Genomic DNA, 17,106 nt, shown 5'->3' with positions numbered 1-17,106 from the left:
TTCACTGTCAGGAAATCAATTGCAGCCTTTACACCTTGTCTTTGTGACATCGCTTGTACCCCATGCAGTTGCATCGACCGGTTACGAGGTAGCCAATGCCGCCGTGATCGATGGTTTACGCCGTGCAGGCGCGCGCGTTACCGTCATCGGCTTCACTTGGCCCGATCACCAGGCGGCAAGCGACAAGGATACGGTGGTTCTTGGCGAAGTCGAAGTGCGCACAGAGGGTGCGAGCATCGGGCGCAAGATCGGCTGGGTCCTCAAATCTTTCCTGACAGGGCTCACCGTATCGTCGGCGAAACTGCGCATTATCAACGTGCTCGAACTGCGCGAGGCGATCGCCGGATTTGGCGATTTCGACGCCTATGTCCTCAATGGCGTGACGCTTCCCGGAGCTTTTGAGGAGGTTTTCAGGGATAAGCCGTCGCTCTTCGTCGCTCATAATGTCGAACATCGTTCTGCCGAGGAAAACGCGCGGGACGCGAAAAACATCGTGCAGAAGCTGCTGTTTCGCCGCGAGGCGCATATATTGCGCAGGCTCGAAAACAGGCTCTGCGCGCAGGCACGTTTCGTCTTCACCTTCGCCGAAGATGATGGCCCGGCGCTCGGTCTCGACAGCAGCCGCTTTGCGACCGTACCGCTTGTCATGCCGAACGGTGCACCGGCATCAAGGCCACAGGGGGCCAAATATGATCTCGCGCTTATCGGCACATGGACATGGCATCCCAACCGTATCGGCCTTGAATGGTTCCTACGCGAGGTAAAGCCTCTGCTGCCACAAGATATTTCGATAGCCATAGCGGGTAACACGCCAGCCGATCTCATGAGTACATGGCCCGGCGTCAATTTTGTCGGCAAAGTACCTGATGCGACCGCCTTCGTGGAATGCGGCAGGCTGGTGCCGCTCATCAGCCGTGCGGGAACCGGCGTGCAGCTCAAGACAATCGAGACGTTTGAACTTGGCATGCCAAGTGTCGCTACCGCCCATTCGGTTCGGGGCATATCCAATATTCCGGCAAATTGCACCATTGCCGACAAGCCTGCGGATTTCGCTACCGCCATTGAACAACGGATCGAAACGATCCGTGGCGGCGACGATCAGAGGCTGGATGGCAGGGCTTTCACACACTCGCAAATAGCGGGTATGGATCATGCCATCTCCAGAGGCTTGGGCGCGCTCCAGGCAAAGATCGGGAAAACGGCGGAGGCGTGATGGATAGTTTGGTCGAAAAAATCACATATCGAAATATTCTAGGCGTTCGGGTTGCCTGTTTTGACTGGGACAGCGCTTTTGCATTTTTCGAAAAATGCATCGATGAGCGCAGATTCCTCAAACAGGGCTGGCTCAACGCCCATATCGCCAATATCACCTATACGGATCATGCTTTTAAGACCAAATTGGAAAACTTCCTGATCCTCCCCGACGGCATCGGTGTCGATATTGCCAGCAAAGCTGCCTATGGCGCGAAATTTCCGGCCAATCTCAACGGCACAGACTTCATCCCCGGCCTGTTGCAACATATTCAGCGGCCATTGCGGGTCGCTCTGCTGGGCGGGAAATCCGGCGTGCCGGAGGAAGCGCTGGCCGCTTTCAGAACACAGTCTCCGCAGCATGATTATCGCGTTGTCTCGGACGGTTATTTCAAACCCGACGAGGTTGCCGGCATTCTGGAGCGTCTCACGGAGTTTCACCCGGATATCCTGCTGGTCGCCATGGGCGCCCCACGGCAGGAACTGTTCATCGATCAGCATATCACGGCCCGGCACTGCACGATTGCCAGTGCAGTCGGAGCGCTGCTCGACTTCCAGTCAGGACGCGTCGAACGCGCACCGCAATGGATTCGCAACATGCGGATGGAATGGGCATACCGTCTGTTGCTAGAGCCTAAACGTTTAATGAAACGCTATCTTGTCGGCAATCCATTGTTTCTCTGGCGCGTCGCCAGACATCGGCTGTCAGGGGAAAAACGTTGAAAACCGCTATCGTTACCGCAAGCTACAACCAGGATTTCGAGCGCTGCAAGCTGTTATGCGAAACGATAGACGAGCATGTCAGCGGCTTCACGAACCACTATATTCTTGTGGAGCCGCGTGATGTTGCACTTTTCCGCCAACTTGCGGGGCCTCGCCGCATCATCGTGGATGAACGGGAATTGCTGCCTTCGTGGCTGCATGTTTTCCCCGATCCAACCACATGGGGCCGACGCCGTATATGGCTGTCATTGAAAACGAAACCGTTACGCGGCTGGCATGTGCAACAGTTGCGCCGCATCGCCATCGCTCGCTATGCGCAAGATGATGCTTTCTTCTATGTCGATTCCGACGTGGCCTTCGTACGCCCATACAACTGCAATTCACTATGGCAGGAAGACCGCTTGCGTCTTCTTGTTCGTCCCGGCGCACTGGCCAACCCCCAATGGCCAGAACATCTAGGCTGGTCAGCCAATACCACCAAACTCCTCGGCGTCGAAACCAGCAGCAACACGCTTAATGATTATATTGGCACGCTGATCGGTTGGCGCCGGGATACGATTTTGAGCATGTGTGATCTCATCGAGCAGAAGAATGGCATGCATTGGGCTGCCGCACTGGGCAAAATGCGCCGTTTTTCCGAATGCATGCTTTATGGGCGCTATGTCGATGATGTACTGAACGGCACCGGTCATTTCCATGACACGACTGATCTGTGCCGTGTGCAATGGTTCGCCCCGCCGCCCACCGAAGATGAATTCCGCACCTTCATTGCCGAACTCGCACCCCAGCAGGTTGCAATCGGCATACAGTCATTCCTCGACATTTCGGTCGACGATATACGCCGCATAATCGGCGCCTGAACAGTTTTCAGATACGCTTTGCGGGCAGTTTGATGCTGGTATAGGTGAAAACCATGGAAAGAAGATAAAGGCCCGCAAAAACAAGATTGAGGCCCAGTAACCAATCGTTGCTCTCGCCATAGTAAAGCAGCAAAAGCCAGACAAAAAACGCCTTGGCGGCCGCCATCAGAACCATGCTCAACGTCCGCAGGCCCGACTGGCCGCGCGCATAAAGAATTTCTGTCTGATATTCGATCAGATTGCGCAATCCCGGCACAAGCAACACCAATGGCAGCAATCCGACGATGACCGCAACATTCGATCCGAGCGCATTGGGGAAAAACTCCAGAAAAATTATCATCGCGCCCAGACCGGCCACCGAGACGGTGAAGACCAAAAACTCCAGCCCGGCACGCATGCGCAGCGACCCCAACATATCGGGGGTGCGCATAAGCTTTTGCACCAGCATCATATTGAAGGAGCGGACCGGCAGAGCCGTCAGATCCACAAGGCGCATGATGATTGCATAAAGACCTGCATTGGTCGGACCTCCAATACCGAGCACCAGCAGTTTGTCGAGTTCGCTCTGGATATAGAAAAGCAGCTCCGCGCCTGTCACCGCGATAGAATCGGAAATGCGCCGCAGATAAAGACGTGGTTCGAACCGCAATCTCACGCGCGGATAAAAGCGCAAGCAAACAAGCAGCGCCACGGCATTGGCTGCCGCATACCACCACGCCCAATGCGCAATGTCGTGGGCTGTGGCCAGCCACATGAACAGAACCGCCGCCACGGCTCGCGTCAGCGTTCCGAAAACCACCAGTCCGGCGGCAATGCCAAACCGGCGCAGGCCGTTATTGACAATGATCACGACCTCTGCGGAACGCCAGAGCAATGCCTCCGCCGCCACCGCGACTATAGCGAAGGGCAGAAAGGAAATATCGCGGCGGAAAAAAGCGAAATAAACCAGCCATGATCCCAGCGCCAGAAGCGGCAAGGACAGCACGATTGCACTGAGATAACCCGCCGTATAAGTGCCCAGCAGGCGCGGCTTGACGGTCGCAATCCGGTAAAGCGGCGAAGTGAAACCCAGTGAGACGAGGCGCGACAGGACGACGCCCGCCCCGGAAGCCGTGGCGAAAATGCCGAAATCGCTCGTAGGCAGCGTATTGGCTAGCGCGATGAAATAGACCAATGAAACGACCAGCCGACCCACCGATCCGGAGATCAGCGAAAGATAATCATGCAGCACCCCGGCCTTGTCGCCAGCCAGTTTCTGAAGTGCCTTCGCTATCACCGGGAGAGCCTCGTTTCATCTTGCCTGTCGCCTGAAGCGCCATGTTTCATGGCTGAAAACGAAAAGCTAGCCAAAAAGATTTAATTAAAAGCATCGTTCCAATTATCACGGCATATTTTAACCATTTGTTCTGCATAAAAAACTATACTCGTAAAAATAGAAGATCTTCCAATTACGGACAGCTTTGACGATGAGTGGCGAAAACATGCGCAGTAAAGGGAGGGACGACAAGCCTCTTCTTGCATTTTCGAACGCGCCTGAAACTGGCCGCGCGCAAGCCGGCGCAACTCATAACAAGCCGAATCCCATCACGCCGCCATGGACACCGCCCGCGACTCCGCAGGAACGTGCTGAATTTTTTCATCGCCACGAAGACACCCAGCCGCCGCGAGAAGATAACGAGGTGCTGGAACTTCGCCGGCGCATGGCTTCGGTCAAGGCGGAACTGGAACGCAAGCTAGAGGAACAGGGACATCCCCTGCCCCGGCAGGATACCGATGATGCCGCACCGCAGCTGGAAGCCATGCGGGACAGGCATGACAGCCCCATGCCCACGAAACGCGAGGATACGGCGAGCGAATGGAAGCCCCTGATAGACCCGTATGTGGTGTTCGATGTCGTGAGAGGTTCACGCAAACTGTTGATCGCCACCACATTGCTTGGCGGGATTGCGGCAGTACTTTACGCATTGTCATTGCCGCAAATGTATCAGGCAACCACTGATATTCTTGTCGATCCACGCAGTATCAAGACTGTCGGCACCGATTTGACACCGGGGCCGCTGCCAACCGATGCATCGCTGGCAATTGCCGAAAGTCAGGCGCGTATGATCGATTCCAGCAGCGTTCTGCTCAAGGTCATTGATCGGGTCGATCTGACGAAAGACCCCGAATTCAACGGAAGCCTGGCGCCGGTTGGCATTGCCGGGCTGGTCGCACAGGTGCAAGGCCTGTTGAAGCCGCAAACAGCCGCAGACGGCGAAGTGCTGGAAACCCGCGTCCTCTATAATCTACACAAGAGCCTTTCGATCGGGCGCGACGCCAAGACCTTCATCTATTCGATCTCGGTCAAGACCCGCGACCCGGAAAAGTCCGCCTCCCTCGCTAATACCATTAGCAAGGTGTTCCAGTCCGAACTCGATTCGATTAATTCGGACGCGGCGCGCCGCAATTCGGACGAACTGGCGCAGCGGCTGACCGATATGCGCTCCGGCGTCGAACAGGCCGAGAAAGCAGCAGCCGATTTTCGCGCCACGCATGATCTTGTCAATGTGGATGGCAAGCTGATCCGTGATAACGACCTGACGCGCCTTAATGATCAGTTGACCAACCAGCGCGCCGAAACCATGCGCCTTCAGGCGCGGGTTCAGGTGCTCAACTCCGCCACGACGGACAACGTCGTTGCCGGCACCCTGCCGGAAGACCTGCGCTCCAATACGCTGACCGCCCTGCGTACGCAATATGCCGCAGCCAATCAGGCCGTCAACGGCATGTCCACCCGGCTTGGACCGCGTCATCCGCAATTTGTGCAGCTGCAATCGCAAAAGCAGACGCTTCTCAATGATATAGACGCCGAACTGCGCCGTGTTCGTTCGTCATTGCGGGTCGAGGTGGAGCGCTCCACCCAGCAGGAAAAAGATCTCTCCGCCCGGCTGGCGCAACTCAAGTCACGGCAGGCCAACAGCAATGCCGACCGGGTAAAGCTGCGTGAACTCGAACGCGAAGCAGAAACGCTTCGCTCTGTCTATGAGGCTTTCCTGCTCCGTGTGCGCGAAACAGAAGAGCAGGAAGGTATCACGACGACCAATATCCGCGTGCTTTCACAAGCACGCGCGCCACTCGATCCATCCGGTCCGTCACGCAAGCTGATCGTGATAGCCGGATTGATCTTCGGTCTGCTGGCCGGTGTAGCAATCACAACCGTTCGCAATTTCGGACGGCTGGTTCGCCTCACTTGATAAGCATGCATCCTGACCAAACGGGCTGGCGCAAATCCGCCCGGCCCTTGCGGCACCGGACGGACTGAGAATATCTCTCCGTTTCCGTTACAACGAAAAGATCAGATGACGTAGGATCGGAGCGGCTCAAACCCATTGAACGCCACCGCCGAATAGGTAGTGGTATAGGCGCCGGTGCCTTCAATGAGCAGTTCATCGCCAATCGTCAGCGAGATCGGCAGCGGATAGGGCGTCTTTTCATAAAGAACGTCCGCGCTGTCGCAGGTCGGGCCAGCCAGAACGCAAGGCTCGGTTTCGCCGCCATCATGCGGGGTAACAATCTGGTAGCGGATCGCCTCATCCATTGTCTCGGCAAGACCGCCGAATTTGCCGATGTCGAGATAGACCCAACGCACATTGTCATTGTCCGCCTTGCGCGAAACCAGCACGACTTCCGTCTTGATGACGCCAGCATTGCCGACCATGCCGCGGCCCGGCTCGATGATGGTTTCCGGAATGCGGTTGCCGAAATGCTTGGACAGTGCATCGAAGATCGCCATGCCATAGGCCTGTGCGGTCGGTACATCCTTGAGATAACGGGTTGGGAAGCCACCGCCCATATTGACCATGCGCAGCACAATGCCTTCGTCGGCAAGGGTACGGAACACGGAAGCAGCGTCGCCCAGCGCGCGATCCCAAGCGCTGAGGTCCGTCTGCTGCGAGCCGACATGGAACGACACGCCGTAAGAATCGAGACCGAGCGATTTTGCATAACGCAGCACATCGATGGCCATGGCAGGCACGCAGCCGAACTTGCGCGACAGCGGCCATTCGGCGCCTTCGCCATCGGTCAATACGCGGCAGAACACGCGGGCACCGGGGGCGGCACGGGCGATCTTTTCGACTTCTTCCACGCAATCGACTGCATAAAGGCGGATACCCAGTTCGAAAGCGCGCGCGATATCGCGCTCCTTCTTGATGGTGTTGCCATAGGAGATGCGCTCAGGCGTCGCGCCCGCTTCCAGCGCCATTTCGATTTCAGCCACAGAAGCCGTGTCGAAGCAGGAACCAAGCGAGGCGAGCAAGCGCAGAATTTCCGGCGCGGGATTTGCCTTCACCGCATAGAAAATGCGCGAATAGGGCAGAGCCTTTTCAAAGCTCTGATAGTTCTCGCGCACGACATCGGTATCGACGATGAGGCAAGGGCCATCCGGACGGCGAGTGTTGAGAAAGTCGATAATACGCTGCGTTGCCATGGTCGTTCTCCCACACGGCTTGTCATAGCCGCCTCTAAGGGGACAAAGTGTGCATGAACGCCCTCGCCGTGAGGCCAGCCTTTGGAGATGCTGAGATCACGCGAAAACACATGCGGCGGTGGAACGACGCTCCATTCGCGTCATTCCGCTTTGTCTGCCTTGGATTGGAATTGGAGAACCGCATCCGCACTGCCGGCAATGAAGGTGTGCCTCTTCAGTAATCCCGGCTTTTGGACAGCCGGAAGACACCAGAAAGGCCCGCACCGTCGTTGCTTCAAGATGTCCTCGATCTGGCGGTTGGCCATCAGATCGACTGGAGCGGTTAGGTCCAGGTACCATACCGAATTCCTCACCATTCGAGGATCGGCGGACACCCACAGGCACGTGCGACTTTGGGCAAGGGCCATATAAGCGGAAATCCATGCCCATTCAATGATAAATTTGGACCAGCGCGAATTTATTTCTTGAGTAACCTTTCGAAACAGTGTGCTTGCCATTGTTCATCATAAATGAAACAGTTTCCACTCTCATTCGCCATAAACGCTGAAATGTCCGGTAAGTCGTGAACAATGAACCAGCCTGATCCCTATAGCGCCTTCGCCATGATGGCTGAACAATCCCTGCGATCATTGCAGACACAATCATCAAAGGCACTGTCATGGCCATCAAGCGTATTTGCGACGCGGCTGGAAAGCGCCTTGGCTTTGGCATTTCACTCGCTTCTTCCGAATCACTTTTCACCCGAAATATTCTCACCCATACACAAGGCTGGGCCATGGACACTCTGACACGCATGCGCGCATTCATCGACGTGGTCGAAGCGGAAGGCTTTTCTGCTGCGGCGCGCAAAATTGGGCGCTCGAAGGCACTGCTTTCCAAATATGTACGCGAACTGGAAGACGACCTTGGCGCGCGCCTTCTCAACCGGACCACACGACAATTTTCGCTGACCGAAGCGGGGCACACCTATTATCACCGGGCCATCGAGATCATTCGCGATATTGATGCGTTGCAGGATGCGGTGAGCGAAACCAGTGCGAATGCGCGCGGCCGTGTGAAGCTCTCCGCGCCGCGCACTTTCGCCGATGCCGTCATCGGCCAGTCGCTGGTGGATTTTTGTCTCGCCCATCCGGAAATCGTGCTTGATGTGCGGCTGGACGACCGCTTTGTCGATCTGGTCGAAGAAGGCTTCGATCTGGCGATCCGCATAACGCGCTTGCAGGATTCGTCATTGATCGCCAAACGACTTGCGCCGTTTCATTCCGTGCTTTGCGGCGCGCCGGAACTGATCGATCGGGTCGGAAAGCCGGAACGCCCTGAAGAACTGTCCGATAAGCCATGCATCATCGATACCAATTCACGCTCGCGCAATAACTGGCATTTTCGCAATAGCGACGGTTCAATGATGACGGTCAATGTGCGCGGCCCCATCGAGATCAACAGCCCCGTCGCCACCAAGCAGGCGGCTATTGCCGGACTGGGCTTTTGTTCCCTGCCCGGCTTCATCGCCGAGGAAGAAATCGAGCGCGGCCGGCTGGTCGCCTGCCTGGATGAATTCACCGTGAAAGACGGCGGCATCTATGTGGTTTATCCCCATCGCCGCTACCTGCCCGCCAAAACCCGCGCTCTGGTCGATTTCCTCGCAAGATGGTTCAAGGAAAGAGAAAAGATCGAGTCACCTGCCTGAAGGCCCCACTTTCGCCGCCTTCGCGCCTATGGCTTGAGACCTGTTATTTCGGGACCGGCTGCATGCTGAATTCGCCTTCACGACTAAAAAATATTTTCATACGGCTTTGCTGTTCTTTGGCAGCGTTTCTCCCGGTAGCGGTCAAAGCGCATCCGCATGTTTTCGCCGAAGCCCGGCTTGAGCTTTCGATAGCTCCCGATGGCACGGTGGAAAAGCTCGCCCATGTCTGGCGTTTCGATGATATTTTTTCCTCGACCGTTCTCATGGAGTTCGACAAAAACGGCGATTTGCAGCTCGACAACAACGAGTTGAATGACCTTGCGCATGTCATCAACGGTTCCATCGCCGAGTTCAAATATTTCCAGACCGTGCTTGTCGATGGCAAGGATGTGAAAATGGCTCGCCCCAATGATCTGGCTGCGGACTTCATCGACAACCATCTGCTGATCGTCTTCTCCAGCAAACCGGAGAAGCCGCTGAAGCTCGAACCCGGCCATACGGTCAGTTTCGGGGTTTACGATCCAACCTTCTACACCGCTATCGACTATGTGAATGACAGCGAAATGGTGGTCACCGGATTGCCGAAGCAATGCGCGTCGATAGTGGTGCGCCCCAATCCCGATGAAGTCATTGCGCAGAACCAGAGCACGCTGACGGAAGCGTTTTTCAACGATCCCACCGGCAATGACATGTCGAAAATTTTCGCCACGCGCCTGGAGATAAACTGCGCAGCCAAAGGATAGACGGACTAATGAGAAGACCGGCCTGTTTCATTTTAACTACCTGCCTTGTGATGCTGGCCGCCAATGCCCTGGCGCAATCGTCGCTCGGCATCGGAGCCAATGAAGTGGCGATGAAGCCGACCGGCCCGTTCGCCCATCTCATCCTGTGGATCAACGAACAGCAGCGCAGCTTCTACCTCGCCATGACGAGCGCGCTCAAGGCAATGCGCGAAGATCCCTGGCAGGCATCGGTATTGGTCGGCCTGTCGTTCATTTACGGAGTTTTCCATGCTGCCGGCCCTGGTCACGGCAAGGCCGTCATATCCTCATATATGATCGCCAATGAGACAGCGCTGCGCCGTGGTATCGTCCTGTCTTTCGTCTCCTCCATGTTGCAGGCCATCGTCGCGGTTGCCGTGGTTGGCCTTGCATGGTTTGTCCTGCGCGGCACTGGCATTTCGATGAACCAGACCGCGCGCTATATGGAAATCGCAAGCTTTGCCTTGGTGCTGTTTTTCGGTCTCTGGCTGCTTGCGCGCAAATTGCCGCTGCTATTCAAAAAGCAGCAAACTGATGGTGCTGCCTCGGCATTGTTCGCCGCACCCCAATCACCCACACCGGCTTTTGCCGCCATGAACTGGCAAGATGCGGTCGGAGAAAGCAGTATTTCACAATCCACGCGCGCCGCTGCTCCCGGCACACCTCGGCTCAATTACAAGCCAGCGGTCGAAACGTCAGACCATATATTCATCGGTAATGGCGATGTCTGCGCGGCCTGCGGCAATGCACATATTGCCGATCCATCCGCCCTGTCAGGGGATTTCAACTGGCAGACGGCATGGTCGGCCATTTTATCGGTCGGCCTGCGGCCCTGCTCCGGCGCGCTGATCGTATTGACCTTTTCCCTGCTGAATGGCCTTCTGCTTGGCGGCCTGCTCTCGACCTTCGCGATGGCTTTCGGAACATTCATTACGGTAGCAGCCCTCGCCACACTCGCGGTCACGGCCAAGAATACAGCACTGCGCCTTGCGGGACGCAGCACCACTTCCGGCAGGCTCAAAGCGGGGATCGAGGTTGCCGCAGCCCTTTTCATCACGTTGACTGGCGCATTGCTGCTCAGTGCGGCATTGAGCTTCTAATCTCGTTTTTTCTTCTGGCTACGCGCGCGTAGCCAGAAAACAGCGAAAAAGCCAAGTACAAAGACAATGGGGAAGACTATGGCAAGCGTTTGTGAATAGCCGCCAAGCGCCAGCATGATCGTCGGAAGGAAATAGGCCAGCAAACCAAAGCCCAACAGGATAATGATTGCGGCCAGCGCCGCATTGCTGCTTTTTTTCGTTTCAGTCATGGGGGCGAAATTCCTCAAGCCGCTTGATCTGTTGCCCGTCGGCGGCGAAGTTTTCCGGCGCAAGCCATCCCTGATAGGCTTTCTTCAACGCAGGCCATTCGCTGTCGATGATGGAAAACCATGCTGTGTCGCGGTTTTGGCCCTTGGCCACCATATGCTGGCGAAAAACACCCTCGGACTGAAAACCGAAACGCTCCGCCGCCCTTCTGGAAGGCGCATTGTCATTATGGCACTTCCATTCATAGCGGCGATAGCCCAACTCGTCGAAAATATACTGCATGAACAGGAATTGCGCTTCGGTAGCAGCGGCTTTGCGCGAAATGAGCGGACCCCAATAAATGCTTCCGATCTCGATAACGCCATTGGCCGGATCGATGCGCATCAATGCCTGACGGCCCGCGACCTTGCCGCTCGCCTTGTCAATGACAGTGAAAAACAGCGGGTCGTCACTGGCAGCGGCCTTCTCCAGCCACGGATCGAATTCCGCGCGCGTTGTGGGGGCGAACTCGAACAGCCAGGCGAAGCGCTGATCTGCATCCGCTACCGAAGAAGCCGCAAAAAGACCGTCGCCATGCTTGCCCGCATCCAGCGGCTCCAGCCGCACATAACGGCCTTCCAGCGCTTTGCGTTCCGGCCTGGGGCGCGGCGTCCAATTGCCCAAATCACTCATGTCTGCTCTCCCATACAGCCGAGGACATGAGCATAAAATTGCGTGTACGGAAACCGAAAGTTTTGCTTCTCAGCCTTCTCTTATGGCGGCACGGTCCACCGATACTGCCTTGACCAGCGCAAAGACCTCCTCACCTTCATGCAGGGCAAGTTCGTCAACGGAGCGCCGCATCAGGCGCGCGCCAAGCCGCCGTCCCCTGAAATCAAGCATGACCAGCGCGTTCGGTCCCTCCCCTATTTCAACGCCCCGGATCGTAACGGGCAGAATATTACGGATGCTGATCCCATCGGGCATGCTGCGGGCGATCGAAACATCGCGCACGCGCACGCGCAGGCGCACATGCATATCCTTGCGCAGCCCGGCATCGCCAAGCTGAAAAATCGCCCCGCCCAGATCGACTTCCGCCAGTTGATAACGCACATCATAGGCGTGCACCATGCCTTCCAGAAGAACGCCGCCACTTTCGCCATCCATATCGATCAGCGGAAAAATTTCCGCCGCAGCCCCGCTGGCCTCTACCTTACCGTCTGAAAGCAGCACAATTTCATCGGCAAGCCGTGCAACCTCATCGATTTCGTGGCTCACATAGACAATCGGCACATGGCTTTCATCGCGCAGCCGCTCGATGAAGGGCAATATTTCCTGCCGCCGTGCGTGATCAAGCGATGACAGCGGCTCATCGAGCAGTAAAAGCGCAGGATCGGACAAAAGCGCGCGCCCGATGGCAACACGCTGGCGCTCGCCGCCCGAAAGCGTCGACGGACGCCGGTCGAGCAGATGTTCGATGCCAAGCAATTCCACCACTTCGCCAAAATCGCGCCTCGTCTCGCGCCGTCCCGCCCAGCGCGCATAGGCAAGATTGCTTTTGACATTCATATGAGGGAACAGCCGCGCTTCCTGAAAGACATAGCCGATACGGCGTTTTTCGGGTGGCAGATTGATATTCTTCTGTGCGTTGAAAAGCGTTAAATCGCCCACCGCGATGCGCCCGCTTTCAGGACGCAGCGTGCCTGCAATCATTTTAAGAATGGTGGTCTTGCCAGCGCCCGAATGGCCGAAGAGGGCCGTCACGCCCCAATCGGCGGCAAAATCGGCTTCGACGGCGAATTTGCCGTTGCGGCCCTTGATGGAAACCTCAAGACCGCTCATTTTGCCTCTCCTGCGAGCTTGCGCTGCAACCATTCGGACAGCACCACCGCGAGGATGGAAATGGCTGCGGAAATGATGATCAGGCGGAAAGCTTCCGCATCGCCGGAAGGCGTTTGCAAAAGCGCATAGATGGCCAGCGAAAGCGTTTGTGTTTCGCCGGGAATATTGGAAACGAAAGTGATGGTCGCGCCGAACTCGCCCAGCGCCTTGGCAAAGCCAAGCACCGCCCCGGCCAGAATTCCCGGCAGAAGAGGCGGCAATATCACCGTGCAGAAAGCAACCAGCCGGCTCGCACCCAAAGTACGTGCCGCTTCCTCCAGCCCGCGATCCAGCCCCTCGATGGAAAGGCGGATGGGGCGAACCAGCAGCGGAAAGGCCATGATGCCAGCGGCCAGCGCTGCCCCTGTCCAGCGAAAAGCGAAGGAAAGCCCCAGCCATTCCTGCAACGGCGCACCGAGTGCTCCTCGCGCGCCAAAAAGAACCAGAAGCAGGTAGCCCGTGACGACGGGCGGCAGCACCAGAGGCATGGTGACGATGGCCTGCATGAGCGACTTGCCTGGAAATTCAAACCGGGCCAGCACCCACGCCACGAGAAAGGCAACTGGCAGAGTGATGACGATAGCCACTCCGGCAATGCGTAGCGACAGTAAAACAATCTGCCAGGCACCTGCTTCCATCATTATTGCGCGGCCTCCCCGGCTCCAACAAAGCCCTTGTCCTTGATGACCGCCTGTCCGGCATTGCTTTCAAGGAAATCGAGAAATGCCTTGGCGGCATCCGATTCATTGCCGGCTATCAGAGCCGCCGGATAAAGGATCGGTGCATGGCTCGATGCCGGGAAGCGATAGGCTTCCACGAGTTCAGGCGCGGCCATACGGTCGGATGCATAGACAATAGAGGCTTTCACCTCGCCACGGCTGACATATTGCAAGGCCACGCGGACATTCTCCGTGAAAACGGCATTCTTTTCGACCTCCCCCCAGAGACCGAGTTTTTCAAGTGCGGCCTTGCCATATTTGCCTGCCGGAACATTGGACGGATCGCCCATGGCAAAGCGGCCAGCGCCCAAGAGTTCTCTGGTGTCACCCAGCAGTGCATCCTTTTGTGCTGCGATCACCAGCGCATTGCCCGCGATAATCTTGCGTGAATCCTTGTCGATCAGATTGCGCCCGTCGAGATAATCCATCCAGTCGAGATCGGCGGAAATGAAAATCTGCGCTGGCGCACCCGCTTCAATCTGCTTGGCGAGCACAGACGAGGAAGCAAACGACGCCACGACTTCCATGCCGTCCCTGACCTTGAACTGCCGGGCAGTTTCCTCAATCACGTCTTTCATGCTGGCAGCAGCAAAAACCGTAACTTTTTCGGCAGCGTAAGCGACCGTAACGCCAGTTGTGGCTATCAGCACGAGAAAGGCTGCGACTAATTTCTTCATCTTGTCCTCCATCTCGTCCGCGAATTGCGGACAAACACCATCATCCGCCGGAAAGATCCGGCGTTATTACCTGCGATGATGGGCATGATGGAGGCAAACGCGACCCGGATGCCGTCAGACCCTTGGCTAACAGGGGCGTCCATGCAAGCCGCCCAGAATTTGCGTAACGAATCCAGATCGTTCCGAAAACGCGGTCACGATAATCCGGCCCGGCTGCTTTGGCTAGAGCATTTCCAGCAAAAGTGCGTAGCAGTTTTGTGTCTGGATAATGCGTCGAAACAAAGATAAGAGCGTTCAGCTTCCGATATGCTTATGGTTTCCGCGTTTTTGCGCGAGCTTCACCTGTTTCTGCCGTTCGGCATAACGGGCACGGTCTTCCGGCGTGCGCTCCTCGTAGCAGCCTGCACAGGAAACGCCTTCCTCATAAAACTGCGACAACTTATCTTCCGCCCTAATCGGGCGGCGGCAGGCGCGGCAAAGTTCGATATCGCTTTCGATCAAGCCATGCCCCACGGCCACGCGCTCATCGAAGACGAAACATTCGCCGTTCCAGAGGCTGTTTTCCGGTGGCGTTTCCTCAAGATATTTCAGGATGCCGCCCTTGAGATGGTAAACATCGTCGAAGCCAAGCCCTTTGACGAAGGCGGTCGCCTTTTCGCAGCGTATGCCGCCAGTGCAGAACATGGCAATTTTCTTGCCTGCAAGCTTTTCGCGGTTCTGCTCGATCCATTCGGGAAACTCGCGAAATGTTTTGGTGTTCGGGTCCAGCGCACGCTCGAAAGTGCCAATCGCCACTTCATAATCGTTGCGCGTATCGACCACGACCGTATTCTCATCGGCAATCAACGCATTCCATTCCTGCGACGCGACATAGGTGCCGACGCTTTTCAGTGGATCGATCCCCTCGACGCCCATGGTGACGATTTCGCGCTTCAGCCGCACTTTCATGCGGTGGAACGGCATCTCGCTGGCATGGGAATATTTGAGTTCCGGATCGGCAAGCTCCGGAATGGAGGTGATATAGGCCGCGAGCTTTTCAATTGCCTGCGCCGTTCCCGCTACCGTGCCGTTAATCCCTTCGACGGCAAGCAGCAACGTTCCCTTGATGCCATTGGCGCAGCAAAGTTTCGCCAGCGGCTCGCGCAGGCTTTCATATTGCGGCAGCCGCGCAAAGCAATAAAGGGCGGCAACGGTAAAAGGCAGGTTACTCATCGGTTCCATCTCTTGCAAACTTACGCCCGAACTATTCCGCCCAAGTGGCAAATTCAAGTCAATTATACCAAGGCGCCAAGACGCTGGCGCATCACACCTTGAAAAAGTTCAATCGCCACTCGGGCTTTATATTATCCCCCGCTTCGCGAGAGCGCCGATAATCGGGTTTCGACGAGCATTTACGAAAGGAGAAATAATGTTCGATAATGAGACCCGCAATGCCTTGATCGCCATGGCGGTCGATTCAGCCATCGAGCCCGCAGCCCTGCTGGCCGTAGCCGAAGTGGAAAGCGGCGGTCGCGCCCTGTTCGACATAGATGGCAATATGGAACCGGCTATCCGGTTTGAGGGGCACTATTTCGACCGCAGACTTTCGGGCCGTCTGCGCGATCATGCCCGCAAGGCCAGGCTGGCAGCACCCGAAGCCGGAAAAATACCCAATCCCAAATCACAGAGCGGGCGCTGGCTTCTACTGTCCCGCGCCATGGATATCCACCGCAAAGCCGCGCTCGAATCCACCTCGTGGGGACTGGGGCAAGTCATGGGCGCACACTGGGAATGGCTCGGTTATGCCAGAGTTGACGATCTGGTTACGCAAGCACGCGGCTCCGTTTCCGGCCAGGTGCGGCTAATGCTGCAATTCATCGAAAAGGCCGGCTTGAAAGAGGCTCTTCAGGCGCAGGACTGGCGCAGCTTTGCCCGCCGCTATAACGGTCCGGCCTTTGCGCGCAATCGATATGACAGCCGCATGGCTACAGCTTTCCAGCGATGGAGCGGTATCCTCAACCGCTTACCCCACGCCGCGTGATCCATCCGTGCGTCGGTTTTGACGCACTCAAAGGCGTTTCGGGTTGTGGCGGTGGACAAATGGCCGATGGCATTCTAAACCGATTTACCCTTTCAACATCCAGCAAACGAGCCTCCCATGCCGCAGAAAACCGATCTTCTCGTCCCCGTCCTGCAAGGACAGCCCGTCATTCCGGTTTTGCTGATCGACAAGGTCGAACACGCGGTTCCGCTGGCGCGCGCGCTCGCAAAAGGCGGTCTGCCCGCCATTGAGATCACATTGCGCACCGCAGCCGCGCTTGATGCCATTCGCGCGGTCGCGGCAGAAGTTCCGGAAGCCATCGTCGGCGCAGGCACGATCCTCAACGCAAAGCACTATGAAGATGCTGCCAAGGCAGGCTCACGCTTTATCGTCAGCCCCGGCGTCACCAGAAACATCCTCGCCGCTGCCGATGACAGCGATGTGCCACTTCTGCCAGCCGCCATTACGCCGGGCGAAATGCTTTCCTTACGCGATGAAGGCTATACGCATCTGAAATTTTTCCCCGCCGAACAGGCAGGCGGCGCAGCTTTCCTGAAAGCACTTTCCTCACCGCTGGCCGGAACCATCTTCTGCCCAACGGGCGGCATCAGCCTTGCCAATGCCAAGACCTATCTTTCTCTGCCCAATGTGATTTGCGTCGGCGGATCGTGGGTCGCGCCCAAGGAACTGGTCGAGACCGGAGACTGGGAAGGCATTACTGCCCTCGCCCGTGACGCTGCCGGTTTGAAATAGTTTGCGAAAAAAAGGGGCCA

The 17,106-nt window shown here is 56.7% G+C and carries 17 protein-coding genes; 9 read left to right on the top strand and 8 right to left on the bottom strand.

Annotated features, from left to right (window positions below; genetic code table 11):
- The first annotated feature begins 19 nt into the window (after nt 1-19).
- The 3 genes from KUG47_RS12450 to KUG47_RS12440 are packed head-to-tail and all read left to right on the top strand — an operon-like array spanning nt 20 to nt 2,834.
- The gene (locus KUG47_RS12450; RefSeq protein WP_217678298.1) at nt 20-1,213 is read left to right on the top strand and encodes a glycosyltransferase; all 1,194 of its coding nucleotides are present in this window, start codon (nt 20-22) and stop codon (nt 1,211-1,213) included.
- Entirely contained in the window at nt 1,213-1,974 is a 762-nt protein-coding gene (locus tag KUG47_RS12445; RefSeq protein WP_217678297.1) for a WecB/TagA/CpsF family glycosyltransferase, read from the top strand. The genes KUG47_RS12450 and KUG47_RS12445 overlap by 1 nt, the downstream gene beginning before the upstream one ends.
- Complete coding sequence (locus tag KUG47_RS12440; protein ID WP_217678296.1) at nt 1,971-2,834, top strand: DUF6492 family protein; 864 nt, start codon at nt 1,971-1,973, stop codon at nt 2,832-2,834. The genes KUG47_RS12445 and KUG47_RS12440 overlap by 4 nt, the downstream gene beginning before the upstream one ends.
- Before the next feature lie 7 nt (nt 2,835-2,841).
- Here KUG47_RS12440 and KUG47_RS12435 read toward each other — a convergent pair whose 3' ends face one another.
- The gene (locus tag KUG47_RS12435; protein WP_217678295.1) at nt 2,842-4,110 is read right to left on the bottom strand and encodes a lipopolysaccharide biosynthesis protein; all 1,269 of its coding nucleotides are present in this window, start codon (nt 4,108-4,110) and stop codon (nt 2,842-2,844) included.
- Between the two features lie 190 nt (nt 4,111-4,300).
- Here KUG47_RS12435 and KUG47_RS12430 point away from each other — a divergent pair, with 190 nt between their 5' ends.
- Nucleotides 4,301-6,067, top strand: coding sequence for a GumC family protein (locus KUG47_RS12430; RefSeq protein ID WP_217678294.1), 1,767 nt, complete (start codon nt 4,301-4,303; stop codon nt 6,065-6,067).
- 101 nt (nt 6,068-6,168) lie between these two features.
- On the opposite strand, the gene odc2 is transcribed toward KUG47_RS12430, so the two are convergent.
- A complete protein-coding gene (gene odc2 / locus KUG47_RS12425) occupies nt 6,169-7,302 on the bottom strand; it encodes an ornithine/lysine decarboxylase (RefSeq protein WP_217678293.1) in 1,134 nt (377 codons plus the stop codon).
- 775 nt (nt 7,303-8,077) lie between these two features.
- Here odc2 and KUG47_RS12420 point away from each other — a divergent pair.
- The 3 genes from KUG47_RS12420 to KUG47_RS12410 all read left to right on the top strand — a co-directional run bounded on the left by KUG47_RS12420 (nt 8,078) and on the right by KUG47_RS12410 (nt 10,850).
- A complete protein-coding gene (locus KUG47_RS12420) occupies nt 8,078-8,989 on the top strand; it encodes a LysR family transcriptional regulator (protein WP_217678435.1) in 912 nt (303 codons plus the stop codon).
- Nucleotides 8,990-9,051: 62 nt separating this feature from the next.
- Entirely contained in the window at nt 9,052-9,732 is a 681-nt protein-coding gene (locus tag KUG47_RS12415; protein ID WP_217678292.1) for a DUF1007 family protein, read from the top strand.
- 8 nt (nt 9,733-9,740) lie between these two features.
- Nucleotides 9,741-10,850: a nickel/cobalt transporter gene (locus KUG47_RS12410; protein ID WP_217678291.1), complete on the top strand. Its 1,110-nt coding sequence runs from the start codon at nt 9,741-9,743 to the stop codon at nt 10,848-10,850.
- Here the strand turns inward: KUG47_RS12410 and KUG47_RS12405 are convergent.
- The 6 genes from KUG47_RS12405 to trhO all read right to left on the bottom strand — a co-directional run bounded on the left by KUG47_RS12405 (nt 10,847) and on the right by trhO (nt 15,525).
- On the bottom strand, nt 10,847-11,059 hold the full coding sequence (locus KUG47_RS12405) for a hypothetical protein (RefSeq protein WP_217678290.1): 213 nt from the start codon (nt 11,057-11,059) through the stop codon (nt 10,847-10,849). The two genes, KUG47_RS12410 and KUG47_RS12405, sit on opposite strands and share 4 nt — an antisense overlap.
- Nucleotides 11,052-11,729, bottom strand: a complete 678-nt coding sequence (locus KUG47_RS12400) for a GNAT family N-acetyltransferase (protein ID WP_217678289.1) — start codon at nt 11,727-11,729, stop codon at nt 11,052-11,054. Before KUG47_RS12400 ends, KUG47_RS12405 begins: the two co-directional genes overlap by 8 nt.
- Before the next feature lie 69 nt (nt 11,730-11,798).
- Nucleotides 11,799-12,878, bottom strand: coding sequence for a molybdenum ABC transporter ATP-binding protein (gene modC, locus KUG47_RS12395; protein WP_217678288.1), 1,080 nt, complete (start codon nt 12,876-12,878; stop codon nt 11,799-11,801).
- Complete coding sequence (modB, locus tag KUG47_RS12390) at nt 12,875-13,558, bottom strand: molybdate ABC transporter permease subunit (protein WP_254799543.1); 684 nt, start codon at nt 13,556-13,558, stop codon at nt 12,875-12,877. Before modB ends, modC begins: the two co-directional genes overlap by 4 nt.
- Nucleotides 13,558-14,313, bottom strand: coding sequence for a molybdate ABC transporter substrate-binding protein (gene modA, locus KUG47_RS12385; RefSeq protein ID WP_217678287.1), 756 nt, complete (start codon nt 14,311-14,313; stop codon nt 13,558-13,560). Before modA ends, modB begins: the two co-directional genes overlap by 1 nt.
- A 294-nt stretch (nt 14,314-14,607) precedes the next feature.
- Nucleotides 14,608-15,525, bottom strand: coding sequence for an oxygen-dependent tRNA uridine(34) hydroxylase TrhO (gene trhO, locus KUG47_RS12380; protein ID WP_217678286.1), 918 nt, complete (start codon nt 15,523-15,525; stop codon nt 14,608-14,610).
- 196 nt (nt 15,526-15,721) lie between these two features.
- Between trhO and KUG47_RS12375 the strand changes: the two genes are divergently transcribed.
- Both KUG47_RS12375 and KUG47_RS12370 read left to right on the top strand, forming a co-directional pair.
- The gene (locus KUG47_RS12375; protein ID WP_217678285.1) at nt 15,722-16,333 is read left to right on the top strand and encodes an N-acetylmuramidase family protein; all 612 of its coding nucleotides are present in this window, start codon (nt 15,722-15,724) and stop codon (nt 16,331-16,333) included.
- A 117-nt stretch (nt 16,334-16,450) separates the two neighbouring features.
- On the top strand, nt 16,451-17,086 hold the full coding sequence (locus tag KUG47_RS12370) for a 2-dehydro-3-deoxy-phosphogluconate aldolase (protein WP_217678284.1): 636 nt from the start codon (nt 16,451-16,453) through the stop codon (nt 17,084-17,086).
- Nucleotides 17,087-17,106 lie beyond the last annotated feature (20 nt).

It is taken from the genome of Falsochrobactrum tianjinense (assembly GCF_019100495.1).
Classification (GTDB): domain Bacteria; phylum Pseudomonadota; class Alphaproteobacteria; order Rhizobiales; family Rhizobiaceae; genus Brucella; species Brucella tianjinense.
This window is presented reverse-complemented; position numbering and strand designations above follow the sequence as displayed.

Excerpts from the sequence above, each read along its gene's own strand:
- trhO (WP_217678286.1), bottom strand. The coding sequence starts at position 15,525 with ATGAGTAACCTGCCTTTTACCGTTGCCGCCCTTTATTGCTTTGCGCGG.
- KUG47_RS12415 (WP_217678292.1), top strand. The coding sequence starts at position 9,052 with ATGCTGAATTCGCCTTCACGACTAAAAAATATTTTCATACGGCTTTGC.
- KUG47_RS12410 (WP_217678291.1), top strand. The coding sequence starts at position 9,741 with ATGAGAAGACCGGCCTGTTTCATTTTAACTACCTGCCTTGTGATGCTG.
- modC (WP_217678288.1), bottom strand. The coding sequence starts at position 12,878 with ATGAGCGGTCTTGAGGTTTCCATCAAGGGCCGCAACGGCAAATTCGCC.
- KUG47_RS12445 (WP_217678297.1), top strand. The coding sequence starts at position 1,213 with ATGGATAGTTTGGTCGAAAAAATCACATATCGAAATATTCTAGGCGTT.
- KUG47_RS12370 (WP_217678284.1), top strand. The coding sequence starts at position 16,451 with ATGCCGCAGAAAACCGATCTTCTCGTCCCCGTCCTGCAAGGACAGCCC.
- modA (WP_217678287.1), bottom strand. The coding sequence starts at position 14,313 with ATGAAGAAATTAGTCGCAGCCTTTCTCGTGCTGATAGCCACAACTGGC.
- odc2 (WP_217678293.1), bottom strand. The coding sequence starts at position 7,302 with ATGGCAACGCAGCGTATTATCGACTTTCTCAACACTCGCCGTCCGGAT.
- KUG47_RS12420 (WP_217678435.1), top strand. The coding sequence starts at position 8,078 with ATGGACACTCTGACACGCATGCGCGCATTCATCGACGTGGTCGAAGCG.
- modB (WP_254799543.1), bottom strand. The coding sequence starts at position 13,558 with ATGATGGAAGCAGGTGCCTGGCAGATTGTTTTACTGTCGCTACGCATT.
- KUG47_RS12405 (WP_217678290.1), bottom strand. The coding sequence starts at position 11,059 with ATGACTGAAACGAAAAAAAGCAGCAATGCGGCGCTGGCCGCAATCATT.
- KUG47_RS12400 (WP_217678289.1), bottom strand. The coding sequence starts at position 11,729 with ATGAGTGATTTGGGCAATTGGACGCCGCGCCCCAGGCCGGAACGCAAA.
- KUG47_RS12375 (WP_217678285.1), top strand. The coding sequence starts at position 15,722 with ATGTTCGATAATGAGACCCGCAATGCCTTGATCGCCATGGCGGTCGAT.
- KUG47_RS12430 (WP_217678294.1), top strand. The coding sequence starts at position 4,301 with ATGAGTGGCGAAAACATGCGCAGTAAAGGGAGGGACGACAAGCCTCTT.